General features: G+C 60.5%; 11 protein-coding genes. 7 read left to right on the plus strand and 4 right to left on the minus strand.

What is annotated here, in order from left to right:
• Nucleotides 1–228 precede the first annotated feature (228 nt).
• The gene (locus AC2A1F_RS13635) at nucleotides 229–693 is read left to right on the plus strand and encodes a hypothetical protein (RefSeq protein ID WP_484209311.1); all 465 of its coding nucleotides are present in this window, start codon (nucleotides 229–231) and stop codon (nucleotides 691–693) included.
• Nucleotides 694–723: 30 nt separating this feature from the next.
• Here AC2A1F_RS13635 and AC2A1F_RS13640 read toward each other — a convergent pair whose 3' ends face one another.
• The 3 genes from AC2A1F_RS13640 to AC2A1F_RS13650 are packed head-to-tail and all read right to left on the minus strand — an operon-like array spanning nucleotide 724 to nucleotide 6235.
• On the minus strand, nucleotides 724–2121 hold the full coding sequence (locus AC2A1F_RS13640) for an efflux transporter outer membrane subunit (RefSeq protein ID WP_484209312.1): 1398 nt from the start codon (nucleotides 2119–2121) through the stop codon (nucleotides 724–726).
• Nucleotides 2118–5195, minus strand: coding sequence for an efflux RND transporter permease subunit (locus AC2A1F_RS13645; RefSeq protein ID WP_484209313.1), 3078 nt, complete (start codon nucleotides 5193–5195; stop codon nucleotides 2118–2120). The genes AC2A1F_RS13640 and AC2A1F_RS13645 overlap by 4 nt, the downstream gene beginning before the upstream one ends.
• The gene (locus tag AC2A1F_RS13650; protein WP_484209314.1) at nucleotides 5192–6235 is read right to left on the minus strand and encodes an efflux RND transporter periplasmic adaptor subunit; all 1044 of its coding nucleotides are present in this window, start codon (nucleotides 6233–6235) and stop codon (nucleotides 5192–5194) included. Before AC2A1F_RS13650 ends, AC2A1F_RS13645 begins: the two co-directional genes overlap by 4 nt.
• A gap of 80 nt (nucleotides 6236–6315) precedes the next feature.
• On the opposite strand from AC2A1F_RS13650, the gene AC2A1F_RS13655 reads away from it, so the two are divergent.
• The gene (locus AC2A1F_RS13655; protein ID WP_484209315.1) at nucleotides 6316–6924 is read left to right on the plus strand and encodes a TetR/AcrR family transcriptional regulator; all 609 of its coding nucleotides are present in this window, start codon (nucleotides 6316–6318) and stop codon (nucleotides 6922–6924) included.
• A 70-nt stretch (nucleotides 6925–6994) separates the two neighbouring features.
• On the opposite strand, the gene AC2A1F_RS13660 is transcribed toward AC2A1F_RS13655, so the two are convergent.
• On the minus strand, nucleotides 6995–7927 hold the full coding sequence (locus tag AC2A1F_RS13660) for a LysR family transcriptional regulator (RefSeq protein WP_484209316.1): 933 nt from the start codon (nucleotides 7925–7927) through the stop codon (nucleotides 6995–6997).
• Nucleotides 7928–8194: 267 nt separating this feature from the next.
• Between AC2A1F_RS13660 and AC2A1F_RS13665 the strand changes: the two genes are divergently transcribed.
• The 5 genes from AC2A1F_RS13665 to AC2A1F_RS13685 all read left to right on the plus strand — a co-directional run bounded on the left by AC2A1F_RS13665 (nucleotide 8195) and on the right by AC2A1F_RS13685 (nucleotide 13963).
• A complete protein-coding gene (locus AC2A1F_RS13665) occupies nucleotides 8195–10561 on the plus strand; it encodes a TonB-dependent receptor (protein WP_484209317.1) in 2367 nt (788 codons plus the stop codon).
• 64 nt (nucleotides 10562–10625) lie between these two features.
• Nucleotides 10626–11639, plus strand: coding sequence for a sugar phosphate isomerase/epimerase family protein (locus AC2A1F_RS13670; protein ID WP_484209318.1), 1014 nt, complete (start codon nucleotides 10626–10628; stop codon nucleotides 11637–11639).
• Nucleotides 11639–12028, plus strand: coding sequence for a C-glycoside deglycosidase beta subunit domain-containing protein (locus AC2A1F_RS13675; RefSeq protein WP_484209319.1), 390 nt, complete (start codon nucleotides 11639–11641; stop codon nucleotides 12026–12028). Before AC2A1F_RS13670 ends, AC2A1F_RS13675 begins: the two co-directional genes overlap by 1 nt.
• 97 nt (nucleotides 12029–12125) lie before the next feature.
• The gene (locus AC2A1F_RS13680) at nucleotides 12126–13349 is read left to right on the plus strand and encodes an MFS transporter (RefSeq protein WP_484209320.1); all 1224 of its coding nucleotides are present in this window, start codon (nucleotides 12126–12128) and stop codon (nucleotides 13347–13349) included.
• A complete protein-coding gene (locus AC2A1F_RS13685) occupies nucleotides 13346–13963 on the plus strand; it encodes a gluconate 2-dehydrogenase subunit 3 family protein (protein WP_484209321.1) in 618 nt (205 codons plus the stop codon). Before AC2A1F_RS13680 ends, AC2A1F_RS13685 begins: the two co-directional genes overlap by 4 nt.
• Nucleotides 13964–13975 lie beyond the last annotated feature (12 nt).

Raw genomic sequence — 13975 nt, forward strand, 5'->3', positions numbered from 1 at the left:
TCCATCAGAATATAATACTGAAATTGTTTAGATATCTGAATAAAAATCTGAAAGTCATCGATTGCGGCGCTGGTTTTGCGAAGCATTTTTCCGAACTCTATTATGCTAATTTTCAAAAGGAACGAGATTTCGAAAACAGACACTTGCAACCGGCTGGACATCAAACTGGCCTTGTACAAGCGCATGGATAAGGTGCAGGGCACAAGTCGGGCCGGTGGTGGGTAAGCGATGAAGCAAACATTTCAGGCGCGTATCGGATTGACCGCGCTGACAATTTCTTGCCTTCTGGCCACTCTGCCGGGATGTGCTGCGCAATCTGCGGCTTATGGTGGTACAGCCCAAACCACGTCGTCGGCCACTTCGCCCGTAACTTCGAAAAGCTGGCTGACACGCCTGCACACGCCAGTTGTCTACTTTGAAGGCGGCAAGACCGATATCGCTTACTCCAACGGCATGGATGATTTTTCAAAAATTGCGCATGTGCCAACCATGATGCTGAATCTTGATGTCGGCCATGGCGGCACATTCGCCCAGCCTAATGGCGGTTTGGCTGCGATGGCTGCGGTGAACTGGCTTGAATGGCAATTGCGTGGATCGGTCAGGTCGGCGGCGCTATTTGAAGGCGCAGATTGCGGGCTGTGTCGCGATCCGCGCTGGACGGTTGAGCGCAAGAATTGGCCGCAAAATCCGTAAGGTGGCTATCGCAGTATTGTCGCATGTCGGTCAGAATGTCTGCAGCCCGAGGGCGCGGGACATGTCTACCAACGCTGCTGCCTGATTTCCGCGCGCTTCGGCGAGGCGCAGGTGCGCTTCTGCCAGTGCGCTTTCCGAAGCTGACAAAACTTCCTTGCTTATTGCACCTGCATGGAATGAGGCTCGGTCGCGGTCTCTGGCCGCCAGGCGCAGGTCCACCTCGGCCTTGGTGCTGGCAAGTGCGGCTCGGGCGGCGATCAGTGCTGCTTGCGCCACTTCAACATCGCCTGTCGCGCGCAACACGGTTTCGCGGTAAGTAGCCAGCATTTCGCGGTTGCGCCCGCGCGCAGAGGCGACTTGTGCATCGATCCGGCCAAAATCGAATAGCCGCCAGCGCAGCCCGACCGCGCCCTGCATGGCAATGGAATCGCCGGTGAAAAGTTGACCGAAGCGGTTGCTCTGCACACCTGCCAGCGCGCTGAGCGAGACGCTTGGCCAGTATTCCGCCATGGCCGCGCCGATGGCAGCGTTGGCGGAGATCAGCCGCGCCTCGGCCATGGCCACATCGGGGCGTCCGCGCAATACGATGGCTGGCAGCCCGGCGACCGGATCGGGCGCATCGGCATATAGCGTGCCATTGAGATCAATCGGTAGCGACGGTGAACGCCCCAGCAGGATGGCAATCCTTGTGCGCTCTGTTTCGATCCTTGCATCGATTTGGGGAAGGGCGGCTGCAGCTTGTTCGGCGGCTGCTGATGTGCGCTCGGCTTCTGTATGCGAAGCGGCCCCGCTGGCCAGCCGGGCGGCCATGATCGCCTGGCGTTCGCGCGCGCGGGCAGCCAGTGTTTTCAGCGCAAGGCCTTGCGCCTCGGTCACGCGCATGCGGAAATAAGCCTGCGCCAGTTCGGCAGACACCGCCAGCCGCGCAGCGCCTACACCGGCTTCGGCTTCAGCCGTCCCGGCGCGCGCAGCCTCCTGCCGTCGCCGCAATCCTCCGGCAAGGTCGATATCCCATGACCCGCTTAGCGTTGCGTTGGCGCTGTCCACGGTCCGTGGAAAATTGGGGACGAAGCGCGAGAGCTGGCCAAGGCCTGCATTCAGCGATTGCTGCGCCCTGGCTCCAGAAGCGCCAGCGTCTGCCGCTGGCAAACGCGCTGCGCCTGCCGCAGAGGCTGTTGCCTGAGCCTGATCCAGCCGGGCCAACGCCTGTTCGATCGAGAGATTGGCCGAAAGTGCCTCGGCTTCCAAACGGTCCAGCACCGGATCATTAAAGCCCTGCCACCAAGGGCGGGCGTCAGGTGTGCCGATGGCTACCGGCCGCCGCCATAGGGGTGCAACAGGCAATTCGGGCGCGGCATAGTCTGGCCCGGCAGTGCAGCCTGCCAACACAGCAGTCAGCGTGAAGAGAGCCAAGTGACGCAGGTTCATGTGGTTGCTCCTGCCCAATCAGCAGTTTTGCGGGGATTCTTGCCTGCCAGCAGCAAATACATCACCGGCGTGGCTATGCGGGCGAGCAGTGTTGACGATATCAGCCCGCCGATCATGGCAATGGCCATTGGGGAGAACAGACCGCTGTTTTCCACTGCAAGCGGCAAGAGGCCGCCGATGGCAGTGACCGAGGTGAGCAGCACCGGCAAAAAGCGGAGCTCTCCGGCACGTTCGACCGCTTCGCGTGATGACAAGCCATCACGTTCTAGCTGGTCGGTGAAGTCCACCAACAGAATGGAGTTCTTGATCTCTATCCCGACCAACGCGATCAGACCGACCGCAGCGGTGAAGGACAGTGAATTGCCGGTGAGCCAAAGCGCGACAACTGCGCCAAGGAACCCGAACGGCACTATGCCCGCAACAACCGCCACGGTGCGGAATCGCCCGAATTCCAGCACCAGAACGGCAAGTATGCCAAGCGAGGATATCACAATTGCTGGCACGAGCCCGGCAAAGCTGCGCGATGATGTTTCGGCCTCGCCACCCAAGGTGATGCGATAGCCCGGCGGCAGATCGAGTGCGCCTTCGACCTTGGCCTTTACCTCGCGCGTGGCTTTTGACACCAGTACGCCGGGTTCGGTATAGGCGGTGAGCGTCACCATGCGCGAGCGGCGCAAGCGGTCGATCCGGGCGGCTTCGGACCGCAGTTCGGGCGTTGCCAGCGCGCCAAGCGGGGCACTCGCCCCGTTTGCCGTGGGGACGAAGATCTGGCCGAGCTGTGCCAGCTCTCCGCGACCGGTATTCGGCAGGCGCACGGTCACGCTGTAATCATCGCCATCGCTATCGCGAAAACTTGCGACTGAGATGCCTGAGAGGCCGATGCGCACCGCATCCTTGATTGCGCCCGGAGCCACGCCAATTGCTGCTGCTGCAGGTTCATCCACGGCCAGATGAATATCGGTTCGTAATTGGCGCAGGGGATTGCCGATGTCACGCACGCCCGAGACCGCTGCCATCGCTGCTTCGGCTTTGCCCGAAAGAGTGGCCAGCCGCTGCATGTCCGGCCCTGAAATTCGCACTACGATCGGAGCTTCAACTTCAGGCCCGTTGACAAACGTGATGATGCTGATGCGCGCACCGGGGTATTCATCAAAGCGGCGGCGAAGATCGTTCAGCAAACCATCCGATTTGCCCGGTTCCCACGCTTCCAACGCCACCGCGACTTCGCCAAAGGCAGAATCGGTCTCACGCTGCGCGACATTGTAGTAAAGTTGGGGGTTGCCTCGGCCGACATTCGCGGATGTCCAGCGCACTTCTGGCCGCTCGGCGATAACTTGCTCTACCCAGCGCACCGCCTGATCGGTGCGGCGCTGCGCGGTGCCTTGGGGCATTTCGATGCGGACGAGGAACTGCGGGGTTTCGGCGGGCGGAAAAAGGCTTGATCCTATCACGCTGACCAGCGGCAAGGATAATGCGCAAAGCAGCAGCAGGCCGATCATCCAGCGCTTGGGCCGATCAAGCGCGCGGTGCAGGACGGGGGCATAGAAGCGGTGAATGCCACGCTGCACGGCCTGCAGCAGGCGGTTGCCCTCAGGGTGTTCATGGCGCGAGAGGATCACGCGGGCGGCAAGGGGCGTGATCATGAAGGCCACGACGAGTGACCCCATCACCGTAGCAATGACTGCCACCGGGAGCGACCGGATGAATTCGCCCGAGGCTTCGGGCAAGGCCAGCAGCGGCACGAAGGCAAAGACAAGGCACGCGGTGCAGCCCAGCACGGCAGGGGCGATCTGGCCGGTGCCCTTGATCACGGCGGTCGTCCGGTCTGCCCCTTCGCGCAGCCAGCGCGCGATGTTTTCGACCACCACGATGGCGTCATCGACCAGAATGCCCAGCGCCAGCACGAACCCGGCGATGGCCAGTTGGTTCAGCGTAAAGCCCAGCCCTGCGAGAATGGCGACGCCAATCAGCAGTGAGAGCGGAATGGCAATCATCACCACGCCCGCTGCCCGCAAGCCCAGCGGCAAAAGGGTAAGGCTGACCAGCGCCAGCGCGATCAGGAAATCGCGCGTCAGCCCTCCGATGCGATGTTTCACGTTTTCAGACTGGTCAAAGCCGCGCACCAGTTTCACCCCGCCGGGCAGGGTCTGTTCGAAGGCGTCTAACTCTGCAGAGATCGCGGCGGACAGGCGCGTGACGTCCTGATCCTTGCCCTGTGTGGCGGTAATCAGCAGCGCACGCTGGCCATTGAAGCGGGTGATATGGTCAGGTTCATCCTGCGCCCAGCCCACCGTGGCCACATCGCCCACATGCAAGGCGCGGCCATTGCCCGCAACAAGTGGCACCGCCGTGATAGCCTCGGGAGAGCGGAAAGCGCCGCCATACTTGACGGTGAAGCGCCGGTCGCCAGCATTGACCGCGCCGACCGGGCTTTCCTGCCCTGCGGCACGCAAGGCGTCGGTCACGGCGGAAGGAGGCAGGCGAAGCGCGGCCAGCCGCGCCATATCGAGCGCGACGCGCATTTCCGTGCGGCCAGCACCCCAGTACTTCGCCTCATTGATCCCCGGTATCGTGCCCAGCCGTTCGCGCAGACCGTCGGCCAGCTTTTCCAGCCGGTGCATCGGCAGAAGATCGCTGACCAAAGCCACTTCGACGATCGCCACGTTGATGGGCCGTCCGCGCACGATATCGAGCCGTTGCAGGCCCGCAGGCAGGCTGGCGCGCAGGGCGGATACCTCGCGCGTGATCTTGTCATAGCTGCTGTCAGGATCGGTGCCCCAGTTGAATTCGATGCGCGTGACCGAAAGGCCATCGGTGCTGCGCGAGCGCACTTCGCGGATGCCATCGAGCCGGTGGACGGCATCTTCGACTGGCCGGGTGACCAGCTCCTCGACCTCGGCAGGGGAGGCGCCGGGCAGGACGGCATTGACCACGAAGATCGGCGGATTGAGCTGCGGATCTTCGGTGCGTGGAATGGTGTACAGCGCGGCAAGGCCAAGCGCTGCGAGCAGGAGCGCAGCTACAAGCGTGAATTGCCAGCGCGCCAGTGCGAAGGCTGCGGGGTTGAAGGTCATCGGGCGTCTACTCGCACTTTCTGACCATCCCGCACAAAGCCTGCGCCAGTGGTGATGACGCGCGCGGTGGGAGCCAGCCCTTCAACCGCGATAAGATCACCCGAAAATCCTTGCAGTCCAACGGCCTGCCGGCGCACGATGGACGATTTGGGATCGAGCACGAAGACGTGGCCCTGTTTTCCATTGGCATCGAGCAAGGCTTCGGCGGGAATGGTCAGGCGGCCTCCTGCGGCGTTCGCGTTCCCTTCTGGAATGATCAGGCTGCCGGTCAAGCCGCTGAGCAACCCGCGCCCTGAGGGAAGGGCAAAATCGAGATCGAGCGTGCCGGTGATTGGATCGGCTAGACTGGCCTTGCGCAGCAGCCGCCCTGTGACTTCGCCGTGGCTGGCGAGCGAGAGCTGAACAGTGGTGCCTATCGGCATGCGCATGGCGATGCCAGGGGTGACGGCGGCGCGGGCCAGCAAGGGGCTGGTGAGATCGGCAATCCGAACGATGGGCTCACCGGGGGAAACCGTCTCGCCCACCTCGTGCATGCGAGCCAGCACCAGCCCGGCAAAGGGCATGCGTGCGGTGGTGGAGGCGCGGTCATAGCGCGCGGCGCGCAAAGTGGCGCGGGCAGCGGCCAGCGCGCTTTGCGTATCTTCGCGCTGCGCTTCGGACACTGCGCCTGCGGGCAGCAGCGTTTCGGTGCGGCGTTCGGCGCGGCTTAGCCGATCGACCTCGGCGGCGGCGCGGCGTTCGGCTTCGGCCTGCAGTGTTGGCGTGATTGCGACTAGCAGTGCGCCTGCCGGAACCCGGTCTCCCGGATGCACCGGCAGCGCCGAGAGGGTGCCGCCCAGCCGCAGCGATACCGCCACTTCGCGATCATAGAGCACGCGGACGGGAAAGCTGCTGCCATCGCTGGCGCGCCCAGACCCGCTCATCGGCAAGACTGCTTCGACCACAGGCAAGGGCTTTTCCTGCGGCCCATCAGCGCCTGAACATGCCCCCAACAGCAACGCAAAGCCGAGCGCCCCGAGGCTGGCCTGACGATATGACATTCAGTTCGACTCCGAAACCTATCGCTGATAGCCTATCAATGATAGGTTGACGAAGGATCGTCAAGGCGCAAAGAGGCACCATGGAGCAAGAAGGTGACAAGGCGCGGAGTACGATGCCGGGTAAGGCGCTCGACCGGCGCGAACAGATCCTTGATGAGGCGCAGCACCTGTTTCTGCGGCATGGTCTGGATGGAGTAACCACGCGCCAGATCGCAAGGGCGGTGGGGATCAGCCAGCCTTCGCTTTATGCCCATTTCCCCAACCGCGATGCGATTGCGGTGGAATTGTGCATTCGCGCTTTTGGCAGTTTGGAGCTGCGGCTGCGTAAAGTTGATACGACGATGAAGGGGCATGCGCGGCTGCGCGAACTGTGCCGCGCCTATATCGATTTCGGCCTCGAAGAACCGGCGGCCTATCGTGTTGCTTTTATGGCTGATATTGCGATGGATGAGGCCAGCGGAACGCATCGCGGGCTTGAAGCAGGGCTTGCAGCGTTTTCGATTTTGCGCGGTGCCTATGGGGAAGTGGTTGCCGACCCGGATGCTGCAGAGCTGGCTGCACAAACCGTGTGGGCCGGGATGCATGGACTGGTTTCGATCATGCTGACCCGCCCTGAGTTCCCCTTTGTCGAAATCTCGCGTTTGATTTCAGCACATTTGGACTTATTGCTGGGGCGAGTTGAGCTGTGACGTGGCGGGTAGGGATTTAGTGTGCCTCGTTCGGCTTTGGCCCTGCCAACAATTGTGAAATCAGCGATTTTCAATTCCGGCCCGGCGTACCACGACCAAGATTTGTTACCGCTTGCTTTAACTGATTGCGCAGCCAGAGGAGCCCACCATCGCTACGGCGGAGTGGGTGATACATCATGATATCGTCCAGTGTCGGCATTTCGAGCGGCACTTCCCAGAGGACGAGCGGAAAGCTTAGCACGGATGCTTCGGCCAGCCTGCGGTTGAGGATGGCGATCCTTTCAGTCTTGACGAGGCATGCCGGAATACAACCGAAATTGGGCGAAATCAGCGCGGTGCGGCCTCTGCCGGAATAGAGTGACAGTTGCTGTTCGTTAAGGAAAAGGCCCAGCCTGTACCGATCAAAAGGCACGATGACCTGCCGTAACGACAAAACGGTTTCCATGTCGGGCTGGTGCTGCAGACAAGGGTTTTCCTTGCAGCCCAGGATAACCAATTGGTTGGTGGCAAGGACTTCGTGCACGAATTCCGGGTCGGCATAGATTCCCGGTGTCAGGACGAGATCCAGTTCTCCGGTTGCAAGCGAGGGGAATGGATCACGGCTGGGAGGGCGAATGTCCATAATGACCCCGGGCGCTTCGGCGGACATTTGGCGCATCAGCATCGGCAGGACCACCATTTGCAGATGGTCAGGCATTTCCACCGTAAAATGCCTTGTGGAACGCGATGGGATGAACTGGCGTTCGGTTTCAACCAGGCTGCCGATTTGAAGGATCACGTCCTTGACCGGCTTTTGCAAAGTGGCGGCAAAGGCAGATGGAACCATCTGGCGCCCCGAGACGATCAGCAGATCGTCTTCAAAATGCTGCCGTAGCCTAGCCAGCGCTGCACTCATGGCGGATTGGCCCACGTGCATCCTTTCTGCGGCGCGGGTGACGTTGCGCTCTTCCAGCAGAACATCAAGTGCAACGAGCAGGTTCAGATCGAGACCTTTGAAGCGCATAAGGTATTATCCAAATCGTTTGCTAAGCATTGTATCAAACAATTAACACAATACGCGCGGTGGGCCTATATTGAAAACGCGCTGGACCTCAGGAAACCGGTCAGCGCGAATAATGACGCGTCGGAGGGGCCATCCCACCAGTTCGAGTCCGCCTGTTCGGGCCCGCTTGTTCGGAATGGTGATCGATCACGAAGCGCGGGATCGAGGAGTGCTGAATTGCGGCACGGCTACGTTCCCTTCGTTGCGTCTTCAGGAGGGAGGATTTCAATGCGCAATCTTACACTTACTCTGTTGCTTGGGGCAGCTATGCCCGGTGCGGCATTTGCCGCCGATGCCACGATGTTGCCCGCCGAACCGCAAGCGCAGCAAGATGCTACGGCAGATCAGCCCCGCGATTACGACATCGTCGTCACCGCACAACGCCGTACCGAGCGCCTGCAGGATGTTCCGGTCAGCGTGACCGCCGTTACATCTGAATCGCTGCGTTCGCTTGGCGTCACCAACCTGAGCCAGCTCAATCAGGCTGCCCCCAGCCTGCAGGTGAGCGGCGAGAACAACTTCACGATCCGCGGCGTAGGCACGCTGGCTTTTCAGCAGACGCTGGAAGCAAGCGTGGCCATCCAGCAGGACGAAGTGAACCTTGCCAACTCGATCTTGGGCGGCGCAGTCGGCACGTTTTATGACGTGGCCCGCGTTGAGGTTCTGAGCGGTCCGCAAGGCATGCTGTTTGGCAAGAACGCTTCGGCGGGCCTGCTCAACATTGTCACGAACCGCCCGAAGATCGGCACGACCGAAGGCAATGTGCAGCTTGAAGGTGTGCACCGTCCGACAACGCCGAACAACGGACTGGGCTTCATCGGTCAGGCGACGGTCAACGTGCCGGTGTCCGAAAATTCAGCGCTGCGCCTGAATGCGGTGTTCTCGACGCAGGATCCGGTGGTGAAGTTCATCGGCAATGGCAAGGGCGATTTCGGCCAGGAACAGTGGGGCGTGCGCGCCAAGTATCTGGTGAACTTGAGCGATGCGCTTTCGCTCTATGTCATCGGGGACTACAACAAGGAAAAGGGCATCGCGACGTACTTCGACCGCCCTTACCGCAACCTTTCGTCGCTGGCGGGAGCGGTGCCGCTTAACACGGCGCTGGGCATCGTGCCGAGCAATGAGAACCTGCTGATTGCGGGCAATGGCGATTTCTACCGCGACGTGACCCGCGGCGGGGTTCAGGCGACACTGGCCTATGAGCTGTCCTCGGGCATCGAAATCAGCAATACCGTGGCGTGGAAAGCTGCCGACCGCGAGCAGAACTTCGACACCGACTATACCAACAACAACGGGGCGGATCGCAACTATTCGGACACGCGCTATCGCCAGTTCACCAACGAATTGCGCGTGGCGTTGCCGGCGGGGGATCGCTTTACCGGGCAGGTTGGCCTGTTCTTCTTCAACGCGCAGACCGATGTAGAGGCGCAGCTTGGCGGCAACAGTCTGCGTCCGCAGAACCTGCTCACGCCGTTTCCGTTCTGCGTTGGCGCGACCAACATCGGCGGCCCGCCGCCCGCATGCCCGCGTAGCAACGTGTTCTTCCTTGGGCAGGACCGCGATTATTCGCTCGACAGCAAGAGCTATGCAGCGTTCGGCCAATTCACCTATGAGGTGGTCGATAACCTGAAGCTGATCGCCGGTGCGCGCGTTACGCACGACAAGCTGAAAATCGACTCGGTCCAGAACAACAGCTTCTACTTCGTCACGCTGGGCGGACCGCGCCGCGAAGTGAAGGCGACCACATCGAACACTGACTTCAGCTATCGCCTTGGTGCGCAATACAACTTCGCCCGCGATGTGATGGTCTATGCGACCTATTCGCGCGGGTATAAGGGGCCGGGTTTTGCGGATCTCCTGCCCGCTACGGCAGCTTCGCCGGTGGTCGAGCCTGAAACGAACCGCAACATCGAGCTGGGCCTGAAGTCCACTTGGATGGACGGCAAGCTGTTGTTCAACCTCACAGCCTTCCATTCGAAGTTCAAGAACCTGCAGGTGTCTTCGTTCAATGCGCTTGCCGGGGCGAGCTTTGTGCAGAACGCTGCCGCTGCAACCAGCAAGGGTATCGAGTTGTTGACCGTGATCCGTCCGGTGACCGGCCTTTCGTTGACAGGTTCGGCCACCTTGCTGGATTCGACGTTCGAGGACTTCCCGGGTGCGGAATGCTATCCCGGTCAGCAGACGCCTTCGTGCCTTGCGCCTACAGGGCGCCAGTTCAACGCAGGCGGGTTGCGCACGCCCGTTTCTCCTGAGCTGGTTGCCAATGGGCAGGTCAAGTATGAATGGGCGCTGGGCAGCGCGATGGATGCCTTTGTTGAAGGCAATATCACGCATCGTTCCTCGCAGTGGTTCACGGTCAACCAGGTACCCGGCACGCAGTTTCGCGCGCATCAATTGTTGGGTGCCAGCTTGGGCGTGAGCGGCAAGGGCGGCTGGCGTGCCTCGGTATACTGCCGCAATTGCACTGATGAGCGCGTGCCGACCAATATCAGCATCGATCCAGCTGAAGCCAATGCGGGCCGTGTCGGGCTGGGCCACCTATTCGGCTTCAACTCCGTGCGCCAGATCGGTGTCACGTTCGGCTTCGATTTCTAAATTGGTACTAAGGCCGGGCGGTTGGCAACAACTGCCCGGCTGACATTTTTGAAGAAGGCCTGCGATGTCGAAGATCAAACGGGGCGTCAGCCTTTACTCCTTTCAGGAAGAGATGTTTCTGGGCCAGATGGGCGTGGAGGATTGTGTTTCCTTTGCCGCTTCCATCGGTGCAACAGGTATTGAAATTCTGCCAGAGCAGAACATGCCGACGTTCCCCAACCTGTCAGATGCCCAGGTTGATGAATGGAAGGCTATGGTTGCGCGCCACGGCTGCCACTTCACCGCTTATGACATGTTCCTCGACACGAAGCTGCGCAAAGACCAGCTTATGTCGGATCACGAACAGGTTGAAAGCATTGTGCGCGATCTGACGCTGTGCAACCGGTTGGGCATCAAGAACATGCGTGTGCTGGTGTTCGTCCGGCCCGACATCCTTGGCCGCTGTGTGCCTTTTGCCGAAAAGCTGGATGTCCATATGGGCGTTGAAGTTCATGCACCGTGGCATCTGGAACATGCGTGGATCTTGCGCACCATCGAAGAGGCTGACCGGCTGGGTACTAGGCACCTTGGCATCCTGCCCGACATGGGCATTTTCATGAAGCATTACCCGCCCGCATTCCGCGCCCGCTTTGAACGGCAGGGTGCGCGGCCTGAAGTGGCGCAGTTCATCGTCGATAGCCATGAGGCCAAAATCATGGCCGAGTACACGATCTATGAAGTTGCCGTGAAAATGCAGGGCAACAAGGCCGAAGTGGCGATGGCTGAAACGCTGCGCCATGCGCCTTATGCTAACCCGAAGCGGCTGGCCGATTATGCCCCCTATTTCCATCACATTCAGGCCAAGTTCTATGAAATGAACGAGGACTGCACCGACCCAGCGATTGCCTATGAAGAAGTGATCGACGCGCTGGTGGGCTGCGGATGGGAAGGCACGCTTTCTAGCGAATACGAAGGCAACCGTTGGATTCAGGACGTGAGCGAAGTGGACAGCCGCGAACAGGTGCGCCGCCAGCATGTGATGTTCGAACGATTGATCGCAAAGGCCGAAACGCGGCACGGCGTCAGGGAGGCTGCGTAATGTTCGACAAGTACATCATCAATCCGGCAACCGTGCGCAACACCGGGCCGGAGGACGCGCCCGATGGCTTCGCGTTTGAAACCAAGCTGGGCTACTATCGCGGCTTGCGGCTTTCCATGGTCGAGGAACTCAATGTCGGGATTGATGGCGAAGTATTTGCACGCGATGCCATTCGCTTTGACGAGGGCGCTGGGCCATTGACGCTGGACGAAATGGAAACCACCTACGATCGGCGCTGGGCCTTTGGTGCACCTGCGACAATCTTTGTGCGCTGCGCAGGCGGCTTCCCCAAAGGTGACCATACGCTTACGCTTCAACAGAAATTGCGCATTTCCTACATGCCGTTCCCGTCATTCAACAATGATGAAAAGCAGATCAGTTTTGCTTGAACATCTCCGGATGAAGTCCGGATCTCAATTGTGAAGACACAAGATGGCTTAAGCCACATGCAGGGAAAGTCCGGGGATGCAAAAGGTGCAGAGCGATATGATTGAAACTGATCCCTTGTCGCGCAAGCCCGGACTTGCCCAAGGCTGGACGATCATTCTGGCAGGCTTTTTGCCGATTTTGGCTATCGTCTCGCTGTTTCCTGCAGTCCCTTCGATCATCGCACACTTCAGGCTTGATCCCGGTGCGATGACCAAAGTGCCGGCAATGGTCTCTGCGCCGGGTTTGACAATCGCATTTGTTGCCATGTTTGCCGGGTACTTTGTTGACCGCTTCGGCAGGCGCAGCCTGTTGATTACGGCTGCGGCCGTTTATGGTTTTGTTGGCATGGCACCGCTGATGCTGACGGATCTCGATGCAATTTACGTGTCGCGCCTGCTTCTGGGTGTGCCCGAAGCGATCCTGCTGACGTCCATCAATACCCTGATCGGTGATTACTGGGACGGGCAGCCACGGCGCAACTGGCTTGCGTTGCAGAACATGGTCGGACCGTTTCTGGCAAGCGGTACGATACTGCTGTCCGGCTATCTGACCGGAATCTATTGGAATGCCTCCTTTGCGATCTACGGGATGGGATTTGTAATCTGCCTGCTAAGCTGGGCATTTATCTATGAACCCCGGCCGTTCGGATCAGTGCCCCAGCAGGTAGCCGTTTCAACCCCAGCCCAGGTTGCGTTCCCGTGGAAAGGGGTTGCCACTTATGGTCTCGTTACCCTGCTGTCATCGGCGTTGTATTATGTGTTCATCATCAACGGCGCGATTGTCTGGGGCGAAATTGGCGTGACCAGCGCGCAAGAGGTCGCCAACCTCAGCGCAATTCCCAGTCTCTTCATTATTGCGGGCGCTGTCCTGTACTGGCTCACCGGACGTTGGGGTATGGGGCCTTGTGGACAAATCACCCTGTTCCTCGGATTTCTTGGCATAGGGCTTTTGCTCATCGGCAATGCCCATGACTGGCGTTGGATGACCGCCGGCATGATCGTGCAGCAAACCGGGGCAGGCATGGCCATCCCGGTGCTGATCGGGTGGGCGCAATCGTTCCTGCCATTTGAACATCGCGGGCGCGGGATGGGGGTGTGGACGGCCTGCTTTTTCCTCGGCCAGTTTACCTCGCCCTTGCTGATCAGCCTGTCGCGTCAGGCCATGGGCACGATGCAGGGCGCGTTTGTGGCGGCAGGGGCCATCGGGATTGTGGGCGCAATTGCGGTTTGCCTCTTTGCGGGGCTTGGCGCAAAGCAGGACACGCGCGGAGCCACGGTATGAGCGCTTGGACGCGGCGCGATTTTCTGGGCGGCGCTGCTCTGTTCGCGCTCGCCATCGGTGTGCCTGTTGGCGCGGTTCAGCTAACCGGTCTGGGCGATGACGAGGCTCCGACCGAGCGGCAGCGCAAGCTGCTGCGCGAAGTGAGCCAGCTGGTGATTCCGCGCACCGCCACACCGGGCGCTGGCGATGTTGGCGTGGGGGATTTCGTGGCGATTGCTCTGGCGCACGGCCTGGCAGGCACGCGCAAGCCTGTGGCGGGCGGCGACTATGGCCCGCATCTGCGCGCCGATGGTTCGCTGCGGCATGTGCCATGGCTGGAGCAGACGCTGGATCAGCGGGCGGGCGGAGACTTTCTGAAGCTTGCGCTGGCCCAGCGCGCCAGCGTGCTGGCCGCACTGGATGCACAAGCGTTCCCGCAGGGGCCGCCGCTGCGCGAACCTGCGCCGTGGAGCCGCATCAAGGGCCTGATCTTGACTGGATACTACACCTCCGAGGCAGGTGGCTCGCAAGAGTTGCAATACGAACTGGTGCCCGGCCGGTTTGATCCAGACGTGCCTGTAACGCCCGAAACCCGCGCCTTTTCAAGCGACTGGACGGCAGTGGAGTTTGGGTGATGGCAGGCACTG

Source organism: Novosphingobium sp. HNCC26BN242 (genome assembly GCF_057180525.1).

What these genes read in the sequence shown, in the direction of transcription:
- AC2A1F_RS13635 (WP_484209311.1), top strand. Translation starts at nt 229, where the DNA reads ATGAAGCAAACATTTCAGGCGCGTATCGGATTGACCGCGCTGACAATT.
- AC2A1F_RS13640 (WP_484209312.1), bottom strand. Translation starts at nt 2,121, where the DNA reads ATGAACCTGCGTCACTTGGCTCTCTTCACGCTGACTGCTGTGTTGGCA.
- AC2A1F_RS13645 (WP_484209313.1), bottom strand. Translation starts at nt 5,195, where the DNA reads ATGACCTTCAACCCCGCAGCCTTCGCACTGGCGCGCTGGCAATTCACG.
- AC2A1F_RS13650 (WP_484209314.1), bottom strand. Translation starts at nt 6,235, where the DNA reads ATGTCATATCGTCAGGCCAGCCTCGGGGCGCTCGGCTTTGCGTTGCTG.
- AC2A1F_RS13655 (WP_484209315.1), top strand. Translation starts at nt 6,316, where the DNA reads ATGGAGCAAGAAGGTGACAAGGCGCGGAGTACGATGCCGGGTAAGGCG.
- AC2A1F_RS13660 (WP_484209316.1), bottom strand. Translation starts at nt 7,927, where the DNA reads ATGCGCTTCAAAGGTCTCGATCTGAACCTGCTCGTTGCACTTGATGTT.
- AC2A1F_RS13665 (WP_484209317.1), top strand. Translation starts at nt 8,195, where the DNA reads ATGCGCAATCTTACACTTACTCTGTTGCTTGGGGCAGCTATGCCCGGT.
- AC2A1F_RS13670 (WP_484209318.1), top strand. Translation starts at nt 10,626, where the DNA reads ATGTCGAAGATCAAACGGGGCGTCAGCCTTTACTCCTTTCAGGAAGAG.
- AC2A1F_RS13675 (WP_484209319.1), top strand. Translation starts at nt 11,639, where the DNA reads ATGTTCGACAAGTACATCATCAATCCGGCAACCGTGCGCAACACCGGG.
- AC2A1F_RS13680 (WP_484209320.1), top strand. Translation starts at nt 12,126, where the DNA reads ATGATTGAAACTGATCCCTTGTCGCGCAAGCCCGGACTTGCCCAAGGC.
- AC2A1F_RS13685 (WP_484209321.1), top strand. Translation starts at nt 13,346, where the DNA reads ATGAGCGCTTGGACGCGGCGCGATTTTCTGGGCGGCGCTGCTCTGTTC.